We start from the raw sequence: 17,478 nt of genomic DNA on the forward strand, positions 1-17,478 counted from the left end.
CCCGTCGGACCCTCTCACCCCTGGGTCGAACGGGGACACCGCTGGATCGACACCCGCCGAGAGATCCACGCGCGACACCGCGGCACCGGCATCCGCCTCGCTCAGGCGGGTGGACGGCGCGGCCGGCGGCCGAGCGCCGCCAGCTGCCGGTCCTGCGCCGGTGCGTCGTCCGGCACGGGGACCGGCGGCCCGTACCTGCCGCCGGCCTGCAGCTGCGCGCCGAGCGCGAGGACCCCGGGCAGCAGGGCCCGGACGGCGTCGGGATCGAGGTCGGCCGGCTGCCCGGTCGCCGTCGCCAGGTCCCAGGTGTGGACGACGGGCTCGACGAGGGCGATGCCGAGGAGCCCGCCGAGGGTCCGGGGGCCCAGCGGGGTGGGCCCCACGGCGTCGGCTGCCAGCGGCATCACGGAGCGCTGACCGGGTTGCCGGGGACGGGCAGCCCCGCGGCCGAGGCGACGACGTGGTCGACGAGGCCGTACTCGCGGGCCTGTTCGGCGGTGAACCAGCGGTCGCGGTCGGAGTCGCGCTCGATCTGCTCGACGCCCTGCCCGGAGTGCTCCGCCTGCAGCTGGTTGATGTCCCGCTTGAGGCGCCGGAGCATGTCGGCCTGGATGGTGATGTCCGACTGCGTCCCGCCGACCCCCGCCGAGACCTGGTGCATCATGATCCGCGTGTGCGGCAGCGAGAACCGCTTGCCGCGCGTGCCCGCGGTGAGCAGGAACTGGCCCATCGAGGCGGCCATCCCGAACGAGTAGGTAGCCACGTCGCAGGCGATGAAGCGCATGGTGTCGTAGACGGCCATCCCGGCGCTGACCGAGCCGCCCGGCGAGTTGATGTAGAAGTGGACGTCGCGGTGCGGGTCGTCGGCCGAGAGCAGCAGCATCTGCGCACAGATCTGGTTGGCGATGTCGTCGTCCACCTGGGTGCCGAGGAACACGATGCGCTCCCGCAGCAGGCGGTCGAAGACGGCGTCGTGCAGCGACGCGTGCCCGTTCGATGCCCGCAGGAACGGGGTGTTCGCGTTCGTGGGCGTGGTGACGTGCATGGGCCGACCCCTTCCGTGGACTGGTGGTGCGGAGTCAAACAACACGCACGGAGGAATACGCGGTCGAAATGGCGGATTTCACTGTTCGCGCAATTCTTGTGCCATGAGCGGAATGGTGTTGACCGCGAGCTCTCATCCCGACCCGGACGTCCGGCGTCCCCGTCCGCTCCCGGGATGGGGCAGGCTGCGGCCGTCGCACCCGGCACGGACGTCGAGGAGGCCCCGTGACGACTCCGCCCGCCGTCTTCGTGCACGGCAACCCGGAGACCCCGGCGCTGTGGGACCCGCTCGCCGGCTCCCTGCAGCGGGACGTCGTCCGGCTGGCTCCGCCCGGCTTCGGTGCACCCCTGCCGCCCGGCTTCGGGGCGACGATGACCGGGTACCGCGACTGGCTCGTCGGGGAGCTCGAGCGGATCGGCGAGCCGGTCGACCTCGTCGGCCACGACTGGGGCGGCGCCCACGTGCTGAACGTGGCCATGGCACGACCCGACCTGCTGCGCAGCTGGGTCAGCGACGCGATCGGCGTCTTCGACGAGGACTACGTCTGGCACGACCTGGCGCAGGCCTGGCAGCAGCCGGGCGCCGGCGAGGAGTCCGTCGCGCGCATGCTGGGCGGCAGTGCCGCCGACAGGGCCGCGCGGTTGGTGTCGTTCGGCTTCCCGCAGGACCTCGCGGAGCAGGTGGCCGACGGTCAGGACGACGAGATGGGTCGCGCGGTACTGGCGCTCTACCGCTCGGCGGCCCAGCCGGCCATGGCCGAGGCCGGCCGGTCGCTGGAGACCGCCGCCGCCCGGCCCGGGCTGGCGCTGCTCCCGTCGGACGACTCCTTCGTCGGCACGGACGCCCAGCGGCGCCGCGCCGCGGCCCGCGCCGGTGCCCGGGTCGAGGTGCTCGAGGGCCTCGGGCACTGGTGGATGGTGCAGGACCCGCAGCGCGCGGCCGCGGTGCTCGAGCGCTTCTGGGCCCGGCTCTGACGGTGCCGCCTCAGCCCGACCGCAGGACGCGGAAACGCGGGCTCGTCCGCCGGCCGACGTCGTCGACGCCCAGCTCCTCCAGGGGAACCGGCGGCGCGCCGTCGAACAGGCGCAGCCCGGTGCCGAGGAGGACGGGCACCACGTCGACGCGCAGCTCGTCGACGAGGCCCGCGGCCAGCAGCTGACGGTCGACGTCGACGCCGCCGACCACGCTGACGGCGCGCTCCCCCGCCGCCTCGGCGGCCTGCGCGAAGCCGTCCAGCGACACCGTCATCCGCGATCACCCGGGCCGTCGGGCCCTTCCGTCCTCGTCGTCCCGTGGCTGCGACCCGTTGGCCGGGCCGGACTCATCGCCGCGGCCGGCGTCGCCCGGCGGCCGGCGCGTGCCCGGGAGACGGTCTGTCCCTCGCGGTCGTGGAGCACGGCTCGCCGACCCCCTCCCTACCGGCGGACATCGCCGGGTGCGCTCGCGGCAGACTGCACGCCGTGACCGTCGAACGGTGGACGACGCCCCAGGAGATCGCGACCGCGCGGGAGCGGATGGAGGCTGCGATCGACGGCTACGAGCGCCCCGCGGCCTACGCGCTCGGGCTGGCCGGGGAGGACGGCGCCGCGGCCGGGGACGTCTTCCCCGTCGTCAACAGCGGCGCGAACTTCCTCCCCGCGGTGGTGCTGGCGACCGTGTGCGGCCACGTCCGCGGGACGGCGACCTACGTGCTCGACGAGCAGCGCCTGCAGCAGGCCATCGACCTGCTGGCCCCGGCCGAGGCGTGCACCGACTACGACCACCCCAACCTCGCCGCGTGGCGACGGGTCCGCGCGGAGCTCGCGGACCGGCCGGCCGCTCAGGTGATCGCGGTGTTCCTCGGCGACCTGGAGCCCTCCCCCGGCGACGGGCCGCACGAGCGGCTGCTGCGCAGTGCCGTGCGGGGCTGAGAAGCCAGGGGGAGCCGTTCGGGACCGCCCCCCATGAATCACCAGGACGAAGCCGGAGATCAGGCCGGGAGCGGCAAGGCCCCGGAGGATCCGGCCCCACCCGGCCTCGGGTCCGCGATCCGCCTGCGCCCGCTCCACGAGGTGCCGTCCACGTCCCGTTCACCGCTCCCACCGGGTCGGCCACCGAGATGATCGGCGTCCTCCGCGACCGGGCCTGACGTCGCCCGGCCGACCTCTGCTTGCATGTCCGCCGTGACCGACGGAGAGAACGCCCTGACCGGACTGCGCGTCGCCGTGCTCGGCCCCGGCGGGGTCGGCGGCCTGCTGGCGGCACTGCTCGCCCGCGGCGGCGCGGCGGTGACCTGCCTGGCGGGCGCCGCGACGGCGGAGCAGCTGCGGACTGCGGGCATCCGGGTCGGGAGCGCGCACTTCGGCGACCTCGCCGTCCCCGTGGACGCCGCCGAGCGGCTGACCGCGCCGGTCGACGTCCTCCTCGTGACCGTGAAGGCCACGCATCTGGACGACGCCCTCGAGCGGGTGCCGGCCGACGTCCTCGGCGACGCGCTGGTCGTGCCGCTGCTCAACGGGGTCGAGCACGTCGACCACCTGCGTCGGCGCTACCCGGGGGCCGGCGTCGTCCCGGCGACGATCCGCGTCGAGAGCACCCGCACCGCACCGGGGGTGATCCAGCACGGCAGCCCGTTCGTCACCGTCGACCTCGTCGCCGTACCCGAGCTCGAGCAGCGGGTGCGGCGACTGGCCGACGCCCTCCAGGAGGCCGGCGTCACGACGAAGGTGGGGGACGACGAGCCGGCCGCGCTGTGGAGCAAGCTGAACTTCCTCGCTCCGCTCGCGCTGCTCACCACCGCCGCACAGGCGACCGCCGGCGAGGTCCGCGAGTCCCGGCGGGAGGACCTGGTCGCCATCGTCGGCGAGGTCGCCGCCGTCGCCCGCGCCGAGGGTGCGCCCGCCGACGAGGAGCAGGTCGTCGGCTTCTTCGACGGCGTCCCCGAGGGCATGCGCTCGTCGATGCAGCGCGACGCCGCGGCCGGCCGCCCGCTCGAGCTCGACGCGATCGGCGGGGCCGTGGTGCGGGCCGCGACCCGGCACGGGATCGCCGTCCCGGTCACCGCCCGCTACGTCGACGAGCTGCGGGAGCGCCACCCGGGCAGCTGACCGTCCTCCAGGGTCAGCGTGAACAGCACCCGGTGCAGGCCGGGCCCGTCGTGGTCGCGGTGCACCGGGACGCCGTCCACGACGTCGTCGCCGGGGACGACGGCGAAGCCGAGGCCCCGGTGGAAGCGCACCGAGGTCGTGTTGCCCGGGCTGGTGAGGCAGGACAGCCGACGGGCGCCCCGCCCCGCGACGTGCCCGGCGAAGCGGCGGTACAGCGCACCGGCCACGCCCAGGCGGTGCAGCGCCGGGTCGACCCCGACGAAGTGCACGTAGCCGACGTCGGGCTGCGCCGAGGACACGAACCCGACGAGGAAGGCGCGCAGCTCGCCGCTGGCGTCCTCGACCACCCAGCTGCTGTCGGAGAAGTGCTCGAAGAACAGCCGCGGCATCAGCAGCGCACGCTGGCGGGCGCCGTCCGGACCGCCGAGGCCGCCCCACCACGAGTCGAGCACCGCGACGACGCGGCCGTGGTCGTCGGGCACCGGGTGGCGGGCACCCAGGCCCGACGGGAGCTCCCCGGTCACGGCACCTCCAGGGACGACGGCGCGACGTGCGCGGCCAGCCAGCGCAGGAACACCGGCTCGAGGAGCGCGGCCAGACGGGCGTAGCCGCGGGTCGAGGGGTGGTAGGCGTCGCCGGCGGCGACCTCGGCGACCCACACCGGGTCCCGAGCCAGCCCGGTGGTGTCGACGAAGGGCACCGCCCGCGCGGCGCACTCCGCCGCCATGCCGGCCGACAGGTCGGCGGCCCGGGCACTCGCGTCGGCGTCCGACACCGGCGGCGGGCCGACGACCAGTGCCGGCCAGTCGTGCGCGGCCGCGCCGTCGAGCACGCCGGCCACCGCGGCCAGCGACCGCTCGCGGGACACCCGGGCCCGCCCGTCCTGCAGCACGACGTCGTTGAGCCCGACGGCCAGGACCACGCCGTAGCGGTCGCCGTCGCGCAGCCGCCACGACGCCTCGGCCGGCCAGCGCCGGGCGACGTCGACCGAGGTGTCCCGGCGCACACCCAGGGCGTAGGCGGTCAGGTCCCAGCCTGCGCCGCGCGCCGCGGTCGCGACCGGGCCCACCCATCCCGCACCGGTCGGGTCGCCGACGCCGACGGTGAACGAGTCACCGAGGACGCACACCCGCACGTCCATCACGCCACCAGGGGACGACGCCCTCCGGGACGGCCGCCACGGCGTCGCGTCGCCACGGGGGACGCCACGACGGGACGGACGACGGTGACGGCGGTCATGGGCTCAGTATGCCCATGCGCTGTTGTGCATGCTGGACCGAGATTCCGCGGGCCCGAGGCCACGCCGCCTTCCGACGCGGATCCCAGGGGGTGCCGCACCGGGCCTGCCAGGTCCCGTGCCGTGTGCGCGCGGACGACACCGAGCCTGGGACCCCGGACGACGGGCCAGGCCTGCGCGGGGAGCACGTGGTCGCCGACGCGCTCGGTGGACGGGCACAGCGAGCGGCCAGCGGGGAGCACGGCCGCAACGTCTCCCCCGGGTCCCCGACGAAGCAGGCGATCGAGACGCCCGCGACCGGCGTCGAGACGAAGCCGACCGGGTTGACCGCGTACAGCACGCCCCGGCGGAACTCCGGCGCCTCGGGCGAGATGCGGAGCCGGTACTCGTCGACCGCGATGCCGCAGTTGGCCGTGGGAGCCGAGGATCGTGCTGAGGGAGTCGAACGTGCCGGTCTCCATCAGCACCAGCGCGATGGCCCGGTCGACGGCCGGGAACACCAGGCGGCCCGGGTTTCCCGGCGCCGGACGGCGGACCGCGGACCCGCGCCGCCCCCGGGTCAGGCGCGGCCGAGGGCGGCCGACGGCTCCTGGCGGGCGGCGTGCGACAGCGGCACGAGGCGGGGGTCGTGGAGGTCCTCGGCGCCGCACCAGGTCGGCGACCTCGGGGGCGAGCCGGCCCAGCAGGACGTCGAGGTTCCCGACGCTCACCGCGACAGTGGACCACCCCGGGGCGGACCGCCCACGTCAGACCGTCAGGAGCAGCTTCCCGGTGGTCCGGCGCCCCTCGAGGTCCTCGTGCGCCCGCCCGACCTCGGCCAGTGGGTACCGCCCGCCGATGCGGACGTCGAGCTGGCCGGCGGCGACCATCCCCAGCACCACCCCGGCCCGCTCGCGCAGCATCTGGGGCGTGCGCGTGTAGGTGCCCAGCGTGGGTCGCTGGACGTACAGCGAACCGTGCGAGGCCAGCTGCTGCAGCTGCAACGGCTCGGGCTGCCCACTGGCGGCGCCGTAGAGGATCATCCGGCCGGTCGGCCGCAGCGCGGTCAGCCCCGCGGCGAACGTCGTCCGCCCGACGCCGTCGTAGACGGCCGCCGCACCCTCGCCACCGGAGAGCTCGCGAACCCGCTCGGGGAAGCCGTCGTAGCCGACCACGACCTCGTCGGCGCCCGCTCCCCGCGCGAGCTCGGCCTTCTCCTCGGTGGAGACGGTGGCCAGCACGTGCCCGCCGCGGGCGCGCACCAGCTGGGTGAGCAGCAGCCCGACACCGCCGGCGGCGCTGTGCACCACCACCCAGTCGCCCTCGGCGACGGGGTACGAGTCGGCGGCGAGGTACTGGGCGGTGCAGCCCTGGAGCATGACGGCGGCGGCCACGTCGAGCGGCACGTCGTCGGGCACCGGGACCAGCTTGTCGCGCGGCGCGGCCACCCGGGAGGCGTAGCTGCCCGGGACGTCGAGCCAGGCGACCCGCTCCCCGGTGCCGACGACGGTGCCCGCGCCCTCCGCACCGGCGACCCGGGGGAGGTCGCCGCCGTAGGGCGGTCGGCCCTCGCGCTCGTACACGTCGCGGAAGTTGACGCCCACGGCCTCGACGTCGACCAGCACCTGGCCCTCGCCGGGCTCGGGATCGGGCACCTCGCGGACGGTCAGCACCTCGGGGCCACCGGCCCGCTCCATGAGCACTGCCTGCACATCGCCTCCTGTCGTCGGCACTGGTCGGTGCCTACCACGGACGAGGGAGCCGCGCCCCGCGAGCGGAGCGCGGGTCCGCGGTCAGACCGCGGCCGCGAGCGCCCGACGAGTGCCGGCGGCCGGCCGCCGCCCGGGAACAGGTGCCGTCCGTCGGCTCCGCAGGACCGCGCAGGTGACGACGGCGCAGACCAGCCCGAAGCCGGCCGACAGCCACACCGTCGGCTGGCCGAGCAGCCAGCCGTAGGTCGCCCACGAGGCGCACGAGCCGGCACCGAGGTACCAGCGCGCCGGGGACATCCCGGACAGGTCCTGGGTCCGGTCGAACAGGATGGCGAGGAGCTGGGGCAGTGCGGCGACGATCCCGACCAGGGTGACGACCGCGCTGAGCACGGCCGCGACTGCGGCCGTCGCCGCACCGAGGACGACGGCGGCGACGCTGCCCGCGGCGAGCGCGGCCAGGGCGGTGGCTCCGGCCGCGGTGCGCTGGAGCACCTGCCTCGAGCGCAGCCGGGGCTGGGTGTGCAGCAGGGCGGCCAGGACGGCGGTGTTGCCCGCGCCGACGACGGCGTGGGTGGCGATCTGCGGCCCGTCTCCGACGAGGAGGCCGAAGGTGAGCCAGCAGAGGTTGAGTCCGACGGCGAGCCAGCTGCCGCTCGGGGAGAGACCGAGGGTGCGGCCGTGCCGGCAGGAGAGCCAGACCTGGGGCCAGACGACGGTGATGCTGAGGGTGGCCGCGGCGAAGCCGAGGGCGGCGATCATGGTGGAGCGGGGTTCCGTTCGGGTGGACTGCGATGGGCGCGGCCACCGGCGGGCTGTCGAGCCACACGCCGGTTCGGGGCGCTCGTCGATGAGCGGCAGCGCAGGGCGCTGCAGGATGACCAGAGGAGTCATCGGCGCCCCGGACCCGTGACGGGATGCGATCCGGCGTGATCGTCCTGTGACCTCGCTCATCGCCGTGGCCGGGGCCACGTGCCCGGAAGCGCCGCGGCGGCGGCCCGGTTCCCTGCCTAGGGGCGAACGGCTGCGCCGGCTGTGCGCGGGAGGGCGAGGGCGGCGCCGAGCCCGGCGGCCAGCACCGCCGTCGTGACGGCGAAGGCGGCCTGGTACGAGACGGCGTCGGTCAGCCAGCCGGCCACGAGCGGCCCGACGATGGCACCGAGGTCGGCCGACATCTGGAAGACCGCCACCACCCGGCCGCCGCGGGCCGGGCTGACGTCGGCGACCAGCGCCGCCGGCACGCTGGCGAGGAAGGACGCAGCCAGCCCGAACACCGCCATCGACAGCAGGAAGGCCCACAGCGCCGGGGGCAGGACCAGTGCCGCGGTCGACGCCGTGGCGAGGGAGGCACCGAGGACCAGCGCCGGACGCCGTCCCCACGTGTCGGCCAGCCGGCCCGACCGCAGCAGGCCGAGCGCCTGCGCCACCGAGCCGACGAGCAGCCCGGCGCCTGCCCAGGCGACGGTCCGACCCAGTTCCTCGGTGACGTAGAGGGGCACCAGCGAGTTGCGGACGCCGAAGAGCACCCAGCCCACGCCGAGGTTGGCCACCAGCGCGGCCAGGTACACCCGGGAGCGCAGGGCCGTCCGCAGGCTGACCGGGTCGGCGGCGAGGTCCGGCCCGGTTACCGCGGGGGCTGCGGAGCGGTCGACCGTCGCGGACGGGCGCAGCAGGACCATGGCGACCGAGCCGGCCATCAGCAGGAAGGCGGCGTAGAGCAGGAAGGGCAGGCGCGGGGAGAGCTCGGTGAGCAGCCCGCCGGCCGCCGGCCCGGCGATCCCGCCGAGGATGAACCCGCCCTGCCACGTCGCCGCGGCGCGACCGCGGTGCGAGGGCGGGGCGACCCGCAGCAGCAGCGACAGCGCGGCGACGGTGAACATGGCGCTGCCCACGCCGCCGGCCGCACGCAGGACGAGGAAGAGCGGGAAGGACGCCGCCAGACCCGCCAGGCCGGTGGTGACGGCGACGATGGCGAGGCCGGAGGACAGGACGGTCCGCTCGCCGAACCGCTCGACCAGCGAGCCGCCGCCGAAGGCGGAGACGAAGCGGAAGAACGCGAAGGCGCTCACGGCGAGCCCGACGGCCGTGGTCCCGACGCCGAAGGACCGCGCGTACAGCGGGATGGCCGGTGCGACGATGCCGAAACCGAGGGCCACGACGAAGGCGACGACGGCGAGGATGCCCACCTCACGGGGCAGCTCCCCCCGCCCCCGCCACAACACGCTCCGGATGTTCGCACGGCCGCGGCCGGCGCCCGTCGAGGGCCTGGGCAGCCGCGCATCGCGCGATCGTGGCCGCGATGCTCGGTGCTCTCCGGACGTGTGGCGCGATGAGTCCCGGCCACCGGCCGGGTCAGAACGGGGAGGACGACGAGGAGGTGCGAGGTGACGGCGACCCACCCAGCTGCCCCCGGCGGGGCCTTCCAGGTCAGCAGGGTCGTCGCGGCGCCGCCGGAGGCCGTGTGGCGGGCGTGGCGTGAACCGGAGCTCGTGCGCGCGTGGTGGGGCCCGACCGGGTTCACCTGCCCGCGCGCCGATCTGCGGTTCGCCGAGGGGGAGGCCAGCGTGGTGACGATGCGCGCGCCCGGCGGCACGGACGTGCACAACCTCTGGACGTACCGGTTGATCCGGCCGTACGCGCGGATCGAGTTCGACTCCCGGTTCTGCGACGAGGACGGCAGCGCGGTGTCGCCGTCCGACGTCGGCCTACCGCCCGCCGTACCCGAGGTCGTGCCGCACGTGGTGACCCTGGCTCCCCGCGGCGACACCGGGACGTTGCTGGTGGTCGAGGAGTCCGGTTACCAGCCCGGCCCGGTGCTGGAGATGTCGCGGCAGGGTCAGGAGCAGTGCCTGGAGAAGCTGGCGGCCGCGGTCGAGGAGCGGTGATGCCGCCCGTTCCCGCTGTCGCCGGTCACCGTCGACCGACGGAACGCGGACCGGCTCGCGGAACCCCGTGTCGGGCGATCAGACCCGCCCGGCGAGGTAGTCACGGCGCCGGTCGGCGGGCAGCCGTTCGATCGCGTACCGGAGCATCGTGCGCGGCATCCGTCGGTAGCGTGGGGCGAGGAAGGTCTCGGCCCGGACGCGGTCCCGGTTCGCGACCTCCCGCAGCATCCACCCCACGGCCTTCTGCACCAGGTCCGCGGGGTCGGTGAGCAGCCGGTCGGCCAGTCGCAGGGTCGCCTCGGGACGGCCCGCCCGGACGCCGGCGAACGTGGCCATCACCGCGATGCGGCGGTCCCACACCGACGCCGACGCGGCCAGCTCGTCGAGCAGTGCCCCGTCGTCGGCCCGGTCGCGGACGAGCAGCCAGGGGCCGAGCAGGTACGGCGCCGAGGCGTCCACCAGGTCCCAGTTGTCCACCCGGTTCCGCCGGGCGAGGTAGAGCTCCACGATCCGGTCGCGCTCGCCGTCGTCCGCGCGCTCGAAGCGGTGGACGAGGACGAACAGCGCGGTGAGCCGCTCCTCGTGCCACGGGCTCCGCAGCAGCTCCTCGACGTCGGCCGGCGTCGCCGCCGCGTGCCGCCGGGCGATCCTCCGCTGCGGCGGCACCGCGATCCCCAGGAACCGGTCGCCCTCCCCGTAGCCGCCTGGCCGCGCCTGGAAGTACCGGGCCATGGCCGTGGCCCGCTCCGGATCGGCCAGCTCGGCGCGGATCGCCGCGGCGGATCCGACGTCGGGCGGGGTGCGTGCGCGCGGGCTGTCGGTCACGGCGCCTCCCGGGTGCCGGCGCAGCGCGGCGCCTTCGTGCTGGAGCTGAGGGTAGGGCAGACCTGCTGGCCCCCTTCGTCGCGCGAGACGCCACCGGCCCGGCATCCCGGGAGAGGAGCCGGGCCGGTGCCGACCTCAGTGGTCAGGAAACGTCCCGCTGGCCGAGTCCGGGACATCGCTGTCCGACTCAGCGGGACATCCCCTGGCCGTTCACATCAGCTGCAGCCGCTGGTGGAGCCGCAGCCCTCGCAGACGTAGCAGCTGCCGGCCGGGCGCATCTTCGTGCCGCAGGTCATGCACAGCGGCGCGTCGGTGGCGGTACCGGTGACCAGCTCGAGCAGCTCGGCCGAGGAGTGGGCCTCCGTGACCGGCTTCTCGACCTTCGGCTCCGGCTTGGCCGGCCCCTCGGTCGGGGCCGAGCTGCGCAGCGCCTCGAGGTCGACCTCCTCCTCCTCGACCACCGCAGCGGTCGATGCGGAGGAGCCGTAGCCCGACACCTGCGCAGCCCGCTCCTCGGCGCTGAAGATGCCGAGGGTGGCGCGGGTCTCCACCGGCAGGTGGTCCAGCGCGAGGCGACGGAAGATGTAGTCCATCACGGACTGGGCGATCCGGATGTCCGGGTCGTCGGTCATGCCGGCCGGCTCGAACCGCATGTTGGTGAACTTCTGGATGTAGGTCTCCAGCGGCACACCGTGCTGCAGCGCGATCGACAGCGAGATCGAGAAGGCGTCCATCACACCGGCCAGGGTCGAGCCCTGCTTGCCCAGCTTGAGGAACACCTCGCCGAGGCTGCCGTCCTCGTACATCCCGGCCGTCATGTAGCCCTCGGCACCGGCGACGCTGAACGACGTCGTCATGCTCTGCCGCTTCTTCGGCAGCCGGCGGCGCACCGGGTGCGACAGCGCGGTCGCCGGGGCGGCGGCCTCGACCTTGGTGTCGGCCTTCTTGGCCTTGGCGTCGGACAGCGGCTGGCCGACCTTGCAGTTGTCGCGGTAGATCGCCAGCGCCTTGAGGCCGAGCTTCCAGCCCTGGAAGTAGATGTTCTCGACGTCCTCGACGGTCGCCGTCTCCGGCATGTTGACCGTCTTGCTGATGGCACCGGAGATGAACGGCTGCACCGCGGCCATCATCCGGACGTGGCCCATCGGGGAGATGGCCCGCTCACCCATCGCGCAGTCGAAGACCTCGTAGTGCTCCGGGCGCAGGCTGGGGGCGTCGACGACGTGGCCGTGCTCGGCGATGTACTCGACGATCGCCTCGATCTGCTCGTCCTGGTAGCCCAGGCTGCGCAGCGCCCGCGGAACCGTCTGGTTGACGATCTGCATGGAGCCGCCGCCGACCAGCTTCTTGTACTTGACCAGCGAGAAGTCCGGCTCGATGCCGGTCGTGTCGCAGTCCATCATGAAGCCGATCGTGCCGGTGGGGGCCAGCACCGAGGCCTGCGCGTTGCGCCAGCCGAAGTCGGCGCCGAGCTCCAGGCACTCCTGCCACTGCGCGGTGGCGGCCCTGAGGACGTCGGCGTCGTCGGCGCCGACCGGGCGGATGGCGTCGTTGGCCGCCGCGTGCTTGCGCATGACGCGGGCGTGGGCGTCGGCGTTGCGGGCGAACCCCTCGTAGGCGCCGACGATGCCGGCCAGCTCCGCCGAGCGGCGGTAGGCGGTGCCGGTCATCAAGGAGGTGATCGCCGCGGCCAGGGTCTGGCCGCCCCGCGAGTCGTACGCGTGCCCGGTGGCCATGAGCAGCGCACCCAGGTTGGCGTAGCCGATGCCCAGCTGCCGGTAGGCGCGGGTGGTCTCACCGATCGGCTCGGTCGGGAAGTCGGCGAAGCAGATGGAGATGTCCATCGCGGTGATGACCAGCTCGACGGCCTTCACGAAGTTCCGGGTGTCGAACGTGCCGTCGTCCTTGAGGAACTTCATGAGGTTCAGCGACGCCAGGTTGCACGAGCTGTTGTCCAGGCTCATGTACTCCGAGCAGGGGTTGGACGCGTTGATCCGCCCGGTCTCGGGGTTGGTGTGCCAGTCGTTGATCGTGTCGTCGTACTGGATGCCCGGGTCGGCGCACTCCCAGGCGGCCTGGGTCACCTTGCGGAACAGGTCCTTGGCGTCGACGGTCTCGATCACCGTGCCGTCGAGGCGGGCGCGCAGCCCGAACTCCGTGCCGTCCTCGACCGCGCGCATGAACTCGTCGGAGACCCGGACGGAGTTGTTGGCGTTCTGGTACTGGACGCTGGTGATGTCCTTGCCGCCGAGGTCCATGTCGTACCCGGCATCGCGCAGCGCGCGGATCTTGTCCTCCTCGCGCGCCTTGGTCTCGATGAACTCCTCGATGTCGGGGTGGTCGATGTCGAGGACGACCATCTTGGCCGCGCGGCGGGTCGCGCCACCGGACTTGATGGTGCCGGCGGAGGCGTCGGCGCCGCGCATGAAGCTGACCGGGCCCGAGGCGGTGCCGCCGGAGGAGAGCAGCTCCTTGGAGGAGCGGATGCGGGAGAGGTTCAGGCCGGCGCCGGAGCCGCCCTTGAAGATCAGCCCCTCCTCCCGGTACCAGTTGAGGATCGAGTCCATCGTGTCGTCGACGGCGAGGATGAAGCAGGCGCTGACCTGCTGCGGAGCGCTCGTGCCGACGTTGAACCACACGGGGCTGTTGAAGCTGAAGTACTGGTGCAGCAGCATCCAGGTCAGCTCGTGCTCGAAGATCTCCGCGTCGCCCTCGCTGGCGAAGTAGCCGTGCTCGCGGCCGGCCGCCCCGTAGGTCAGCACGACCCGGTCGATGAGCTGGCGCAGGCTGGTCTCGCGCTGCGGGGTGCCGACGGCGCCGCGGAAGTACTTCGTGGTGACGATGTTGGTGGCGTTGATGCTCCACTCGGCGGGGAACTCCACGCCGCGCTGCTCGAAGTTGATCGAGCCGTCCCGCCAGTTGGTCATGACGACGTCACGACGCTCCCAGGTCACCTCGTCGTACGGGTGCACCCCGGCGGTGGTGAAGACGCGCTTGACCTTCAGGCCCTTTCCCCTGGTCGGCGCCTTGGCGGCGCGACGCGTGCGGCCCGACAAGCGATCCTCGGTCTCGGTCACGGAGCTCTCCCTGTGTTGTGGGCCCTGTTTCGAGGGCATTGCGGCGGCTGGGGAAGAGCCGCACTCTGTCTAGCGGGTGGTGCTGACGGTTCTGGCGACAGCGGCGGGCGTCATCGACCGGGGCTGGCGTCGGAGGCGGCCTGGCCGCGCCCCCCACCCCGCCGGCGGACCGGCGGGTCCTGCATGCCAGGCAGTGGCGGGGTACCGGCGGCGATGTGCCGGGCCCGCAGCTCGGTGATCTCCTTCTCGAAGTCCTCGACCGAGGTGAAGGCGCGGTAGACGCTGGCGAAGCGCAGGTAGGCGACCTCGTCCAGCTCCCGCAGCGGCCGGAGGATGGCCAGCCCCACCTCGTGGCTGGGCACCTCCGCCGCGCCCGTGGCCCGGATGGCGTCCTCGACCTGCTGGGCGAGCTGCTGCAGCTGGTCCTCGTCGACCGGCCGCCCCTGGCAGGCGCGGCGGACGCCGGCCACCACCTTGCTGCGGTTGAACGGCTCGCTCACGCCGCTGCGCTTGACGACGGCGAGGACGGCCTCCTCCACCGTGGTGAAGCGCCGCCCGCACGCGGGGCACGACCGGCGGCGGCGGGTGGTCGCCCCCTCGTCGGCCTCGCGCGAGTCGATGACGCGGCTGTCCGGGTTGTGGCAGAAGGGGCAGCGCACGGCAGATCCCCTCCCCTCGTGACGCGCTCCGGTGCTCGTCCGCCCGGACGCCACGGCGACTGCGCGAGCGGTCGGAGCGACGGGCCGGGAGGCCGGCTGTGGACCTCCCTGGGGACATCCGGTGGACGTCGTGGGGAGGACCTGAGGACCGGCCTGTGGACGGACTCACAACGGTGCAACTACTAGATGTAGGGGAACCCTAGGTCCGCCTCCACTAGATCTGCAAGCCGGAACGCAAGGCGCGTCGTCCGTCGAGACGACTTCGTGACCACCCGCGCTCAGTCGTCACAGCCGTCCCGGCGACACGCCGGGAACGCGCCGCAGCGGTCGCGCGACACGTCGGTCGGGTGTAGCGGGCAGCCGGCAGCGGCCGGCGCTCCGCAGGAGGACGGGGTGCGCATGTGGAGGCGCAGGGACGACCGGCGTCAGGCGCGGAGTGCCCCACCGGGTCGCGGGAGCCGAGGACGGGCCACGCGGTCGCCGAGGCGCAGCGGGCGGGTCAGGCAGTCGGCCTCGGTGGCACGCGGCATGAGCACCGTCGCGTCACTCGGCTCCGCGTCACTCGGCTCCGCGTCACTCGGCTCCGCGTCCCGCGTCTCCTCCGGCTGCACTGCGCCGTCGGACGCCCGGTGACGCCCGGCGCGGTGCCGGCCGGCGGACGGGCCGTGGACGGCGGGCTGCTCGGCGGTCACGTCGCCACCGTGACGGCGGCGACGGCGTCCGGCGGCCGGAGCCGAGCCGGGGACGACGCCGGCCACCCGCTGCTCACGGGCGGCGGCCTCGCTCAGCGACAGCAGCGGAGCGGCCGAGGCTCCGGGCAGCAGTTTCTCGCCGAGGCCCGCGAAGGGGTCGACGCCGCCGTCGGGGCCCAGCGCCGGCGCCGGCCGGGCCTCGGGCAGGCGCACCTCGGCCAGATCGGTCCAGGTCTCGCGGTCGACGCCGGCCACGGTCACCCGCACCCACATCCGGCACGCGCCCTCACCGTCGTGACGCCACCCCAGCAGCGAGCCCGGCCACCAGGCGCCGTCGACGAACACCTCGCAGTTCTGCGACTGCTGCGTGAAGACGGCGGCCCGGCTGCCTGAGATCGCTGACACGGACCCGACCGTAGATCGATCACCTGCCACCGAGCGTCAGCGACTCGGCACGAGGGGTTGACGAACATCGGCGCCGCCCCTTGTCGCTCCTCGACCGAGCCCTGACCGGACGACCCGGCCGTGCCGGTCAGGGCAGCTCCAGAACCTGACCGGGGACCACGACCGAGCCCTCGAGGTCGTTGAGCTCCTCGATGGCGTCGACCACCGTGCGCACGTCATGGTCGGTGCCGGCGACCTCTCCCGCGATCGACCACACCGTGTCGCCCGGCTCCACGACGACACTCCTCTCGCCGGCCAGCCGCAGCCCGCTGTCGCCTCCGCCGCCGAGGGGCGCGACCACCGAGCCGAGCGCGACGGCGCCGCCGAGCACCAGGGCGAGCACCAGCCGGCGCCCCCGACGGGTCAGGCGCAGCCGGGGGGACGCGGCGCGTCCCGGAGAGGCGCAGCCGCCGCGCACCGCGCGTGCCGGCACCGCCCGCGACGGGGTAGGAGGGCCACTCGGCTCCCGGCGCGCCGGGGCCCGGCCCGCGCCCCGGAGCGGCCCCACCGGCTCCGCGGCCCGCGACTCCGGGCCCGCCGGGCGGTCGGGGACCGGCCGCAGGTGGCCGGCGACGCGGAGTCCGGTCCCGGCCAGGCCCGGCGCGGCCAGCATCCGCGCGGCACGCCCGGACGGGACCGCGGTCCGCGCCGCCCGGTCGGCTCCGGCTCCGCGGCCGCCGTCCGGCGACACGAGCAACGGTCGCCACGGGACCTGCACCGCGGCGTCGAACTCAAGCACGGCCTGCCGCACGCTCGCCATGACCACTCCTCCTCCGTCGACCCGGGCACCGATCGAACGCACGTTCGATCGAACGCATGTCCGATGTCTACCGCATCCCGCCGACGGGGTCGACACGACACCGCACCTCGTTTCGAACACACGTTTGAACTACCGCCGCCGAGGCGCTACCGTCCCGATCAGCACCCGTCCGCCGTCGCCGCGAGGGCGTCGGCGGGGCCGGGGCCGGCCCGTCCGGCTCCCCGGGCGGGCGCAGGACGACGGGGCCGTGGCGGCACGGCCGGCGAGGAGGAGACGTGGCGGGCACCAGGGGGACGTCGGGCAGCGGTGTCCGGGGCAGAGGCGGCTCGTCGCGTCGCGCGTCGGGCAGCCGGACCGCCCCACCGGAGGCGGCCGAGGCGGCATCGGTGCGCACCTTCCCCGACCGGGGCGAGGCCGGCGACGGGCTCACCCAGCGGCAGCGGCGCGTCCTCGAGGTGATCCGCGACTCGATCGAGCGGCGCGGCTACCCGCCCTCGGTGCGTGAGATCGGCGAGGCAGTCGGACTGTCGTCGGCCTCATCGGTGGCCCACCAGCTCAGCGTGCTGCAGAAGAAGGGCTGGCTGCGCCGCGACCCGAACCGCCCGCGCGCGCTCGACGTGCGCCTGCCCGGCGACACCCCGGGCGGCCCAGCGCCCACGGTGGTCGCCCCCGCCGGCGCCGAGGAGACCCCCGTCCCCACCTACGTCCCGCTCGTCGGCCGGATCGCCGCCGGTGGCCCGGTGCTGGCCGAGCAGGCGGTCGAGGACGTCTTCCCGCTCCCCCGCGAGCTGGTGGGCGAGGGCACGCTGTTCATGCTCAAGGTCACCGGTGACTCGATGGTCGAGGCGGCCATCTGCGACGGCGACTGGGTGGTCGTGCGGCAGCAGCCGACCGCGGAGAACGGCGAGATCGTCGCCGCCATGATCGACGGCGAGGCGACGGTGAAGACCTACAAGCGGCGTGACGGGCACGTGTGGTTGCTGCCGCACAACCCCGCGTACGAGCCCATCCCCGGCGACGACGCCACCGTGCTCGGCCGCGTCGTCACGGTGCTTCGCCGGGTCTGACCCGGTCCCGCCG

At 74.5% G+C, this 17,478-nt stretch carries 18 protein-coding genes; 5 read left to right on the forward strand and 13 right to left on the reverse strand.

Annotated elements, in window-relative coordinates:
- Positions 1–101: 101 nt before the first annotated feature.
- Both ACWIX3_RS22515 and ACWIX3_RS22520 read right to left on the reverse strand, forming a co-directional pair.
- On the reverse strand, positions 102–404 hold the full coding sequence (locus ACWIX3_RS22515; protein ID WP_448609576.1) for a hypothetical protein: 303 nt from the start codon (positions 402–404) through the stop codon (positions 102–104).
- Positions 404–1,045 carry an ATP-dependent Clp protease proteolytic subunit gene (locus tag ACWIX3_RS22520; RefSeq protein ID WP_448609577.1) on the reverse strand — a complete coding sequence of 214 codons (642 nt, stop codon included), beginning with the start codon at positions 1,043–1,045 and terminating at the stop codon, positions 404–406. Before ACWIX3_RS22520 ends, ACWIX3_RS22515 begins: the two co-directional genes overlap by 1 nt.
- 224 nt (positions 1,046–1,269) lie before the next feature.
- Here ACWIX3_RS22520 and ACWIX3_RS22525 point away from each other — a divergent pair, with 224 nt between their 5' ends.
- On the forward strand, positions 1,270–2,019 hold the full coding sequence (locus tag ACWIX3_RS22525) for an alpha/beta fold hydrolase (protein WP_448609578.1): 750 nt from the start codon (positions 1,270–1,272) through the stop codon (positions 2,017–2,019).
- 10 nt (positions 2,020–2,029) lie between these two features.
- Here the strand turns inward: ACWIX3_RS22525 and ACWIX3_RS22530 are convergent, their stop codons facing one another.
- Positions 2,030–2,293: a dihydrofolate reductase family protein gene (locus ACWIX3_RS22530; RefSeq protein ID WP_448609579.1), complete on the reverse strand. Its 264-nt coding sequence runs from the start codon at positions 2,291–2,293 to the stop codon at positions 2,030–2,032.
- Between the two features lie 212 nt (positions 2,294–2,505).
- Between ACWIX3_RS22530 and ACWIX3_RS22535 the strand changes: the two genes are divergently transcribed.
- Positions 2,506–2,955: a hypothetical protein gene (locus tag ACWIX3_RS22535; RefSeq protein ID WP_448609580.1), complete on the forward strand. Its 450-nt coding sequence runs from the start codon at positions 2,506–2,508 to the stop codon at positions 2,953–2,955.
- Positions 2,956–3,198: 243 nt separating this feature from the next.
- Positions 3,199–4,131, forward strand: coding sequence for a ketopantoate reductase family protein (locus ACWIX3_RS22540; RefSeq protein WP_448609581.1), 933 nt, complete (start codon positions 3,199–3,201; stop codon positions 4,129–4,131).
- On the opposite strand, the gene ACWIX3_RS22545 is transcribed toward ACWIX3_RS22540, so the two are convergent.
- The 5 genes from ACWIX3_RS22545 to ACWIX3_RS22565 form a co-directional block, all read right to left on the reverse strand.
- Positions 4,092–4,655 carry an N-acetyltransferase family protein gene (locus ACWIX3_RS22545; RefSeq protein ID WP_448609582.1) on the reverse strand — a complete coding sequence of 188 codons (564 nt, stop codon included), beginning with the start codon at positions 4,653–4,655 and terminating at the stop codon, positions 4,092–4,094. The two genes, ACWIX3_RS22540 and ACWIX3_RS22545, sit on opposite strands and share 40 nt — an antisense overlap.
- Positions 4,652–5,272: a GDSL-type esterase/lipase family protein gene (locus tag ACWIX3_RS22550; RefSeq protein WP_448609583.1), complete on the reverse strand. Its 621-nt coding sequence runs from the start codon at positions 5,270–5,272 to the stop codon at positions 4,652–4,654. Before ACWIX3_RS22550 ends, ACWIX3_RS22545 begins: the two co-directional genes overlap by 4 nt.
- Positions 5,273–6,114: 842 nt before the next feature.
- Entirely contained in the window at positions 6,115–7,059 is a 945-nt protein-coding gene (locus tag ACWIX3_RS22555; protein ID WP_448609584.1) for a quinone oxidoreductase family protein, read from the reverse strand.
- An 81-nt stretch (positions 7,060–7,140) separates the two neighbouring features.
- Complete coding sequence (locus tag ACWIX3_RS22560) at positions 7,141–7,818, reverse strand: SemiSWEET transporter (protein WP_448609585.1); 678 nt, start codon at positions 7,816–7,818, stop codon at positions 7,141–7,143.
- A 248-nt stretch (positions 7,819–8,066) separates the two neighbouring features.
- Positions 8,067–9,278: an MFS transporter gene (locus ACWIX3_RS22565; protein ID WP_448609586.1), complete on the reverse strand. Its 1,212-nt coding sequence runs from the start codon at positions 9,276–9,278 to the stop codon at positions 8,067–8,069.
- A 162-nt stretch (positions 9,279–9,440) separates the two neighbouring features.
- Between ACWIX3_RS22565 and ACWIX3_RS22570 the strand changes: the two genes are divergently transcribed.
- A complete protein-coding gene (locus ACWIX3_RS22570) occupies positions 9,441–9,941 on the forward strand; it encodes an SRPBCC family protein (RefSeq protein ID WP_448609587.1) in 501 nt (166 codons plus the stop codon).
- A 78-nt stretch (positions 9,942–10,019) separates the two neighbouring features.
- On the opposite strand, the gene ACWIX3_RS22575 is transcribed toward ACWIX3_RS22570, so the two are convergent.
- The 5 genes from ACWIX3_RS22575 to ACWIX3_RS22595 form a co-directional block, all read right to left on the reverse strand.
- Complete coding sequence (locus ACWIX3_RS22575; protein WP_448609588.1) at positions 10,020–10,766, reverse strand: DNA alkylation repair protein; 747 nt, start codon at positions 10,764–10,766, stop codon at positions 10,020–10,022.
- Between the two features lie 215 nt (positions 10,767–10,981).
- A complete protein-coding gene (locus ACWIX3_RS22580; protein WP_448609589.1) occupies positions 10,982–13,843 on the reverse strand; it encodes a vitamin B12-dependent ribonucleotide reductase in 2,862 nt (953 codons plus the stop codon).
- A gap of 110 nt (positions 13,844–13,953) precedes the next feature.
- Positions 13,954–14,502, reverse strand: coding sequence for a transcriptional regulator NrdR (gene nrdR / locus ACWIX3_RS22585; protein WP_448609590.1), 549 nt, complete (start codon positions 14,500–14,502; stop codon positions 13,954–13,956).
- 425 nt (positions 14,503–14,927) lie between these two features.
- Complete coding sequence (locus ACWIX3_RS22590) at positions 14,928–15,599, reverse strand: hypothetical protein (protein WP_448609591.1); 672 nt, start codon at positions 15,597–15,599, stop codon at positions 14,928–14,930.
- 127 nt (positions 15,600–15,726) lie between these two features.
- On the reverse strand, positions 15,727–16,398 hold the full coding sequence (locus ACWIX3_RS22595; protein WP_448609592.1) for a LysM peptidoglycan-binding domain-containing protein: 672 nt from the start codon (positions 16,396–16,398) through the stop codon (positions 15,727–15,729).
- Between the two features lie 275 nt (positions 16,399–16,673).
- Here ACWIX3_RS22595 and lexA point away from each other — a divergent pair, with 275 nt between their 5' ends.
- Complete coding sequence (gene lexA, locus ACWIX3_RS22600) at positions 16,674–17,465, forward strand: transcriptional repressor LexA (RefSeq protein ID WP_448609593.1); 792 nt, start codon at positions 16,674–16,676, stop codon at positions 17,463–17,465.
- The last annotated feature ends 13 nt before the right edge of the window (positions 17,466–17,478 follow it).

Source organism: Geodermatophilus sp. URMC 60 (assembly GCF_053502585.1).

Bases quoted from the DNA above. Each gene is read 5' to 3' on its own strand.
- ACWIX3_RS22515 (WP_448609576.1), bottom strand. From the start codon at position 404: ATGCCGCTGGCAGCCGACGCCGTGGGGCCCACCCCGCTGGGCCCCCGG.
- ACWIX3_RS22520 (WP_448609577.1), bottom strand. From the start codon at position 1,045: ATGCACGTCACCACGCCCACGAACGCGAACACCCCGTTCCTGCGGGCA.
- ACWIX3_RS22530 (WP_448609579.1), bottom strand. From the start codon at position 2,293: ATGACGGTGTCGCTGGACGGCTTCGCGCAGGCCGCCGAGGCGGCGGGG.
- ACWIX3_RS22540 (WP_448609581.1), top strand. From the start codon at position 3,199: ATGTCCGCCGTGACCGACGGAGAGAACGCCCTGACCGGACTGCGCGTC.
- ACWIX3_RS22550 (WP_448609583.1), bottom strand. From the start codon at position 5,272: ATGGACGTGCGGGTGTGCGTCCTCGGTGACTCGTTCACCGTCGGCGTC.
- ACWIX3_RS22560 (WP_448609585.1), bottom strand. From the start codon at position 7,818: ATGATCGCCGCCCTCGGCTTCGCCGCGGCCACCCTCAGCATCACCGTC.
- ACWIX3_RS22595 (WP_448609592.1), bottom strand. From the start codon at position 16,398: ATGGCGAGCGTGCGGCAGGCCGTGCTTGAGTTCGACGCCGCGGTGCAG.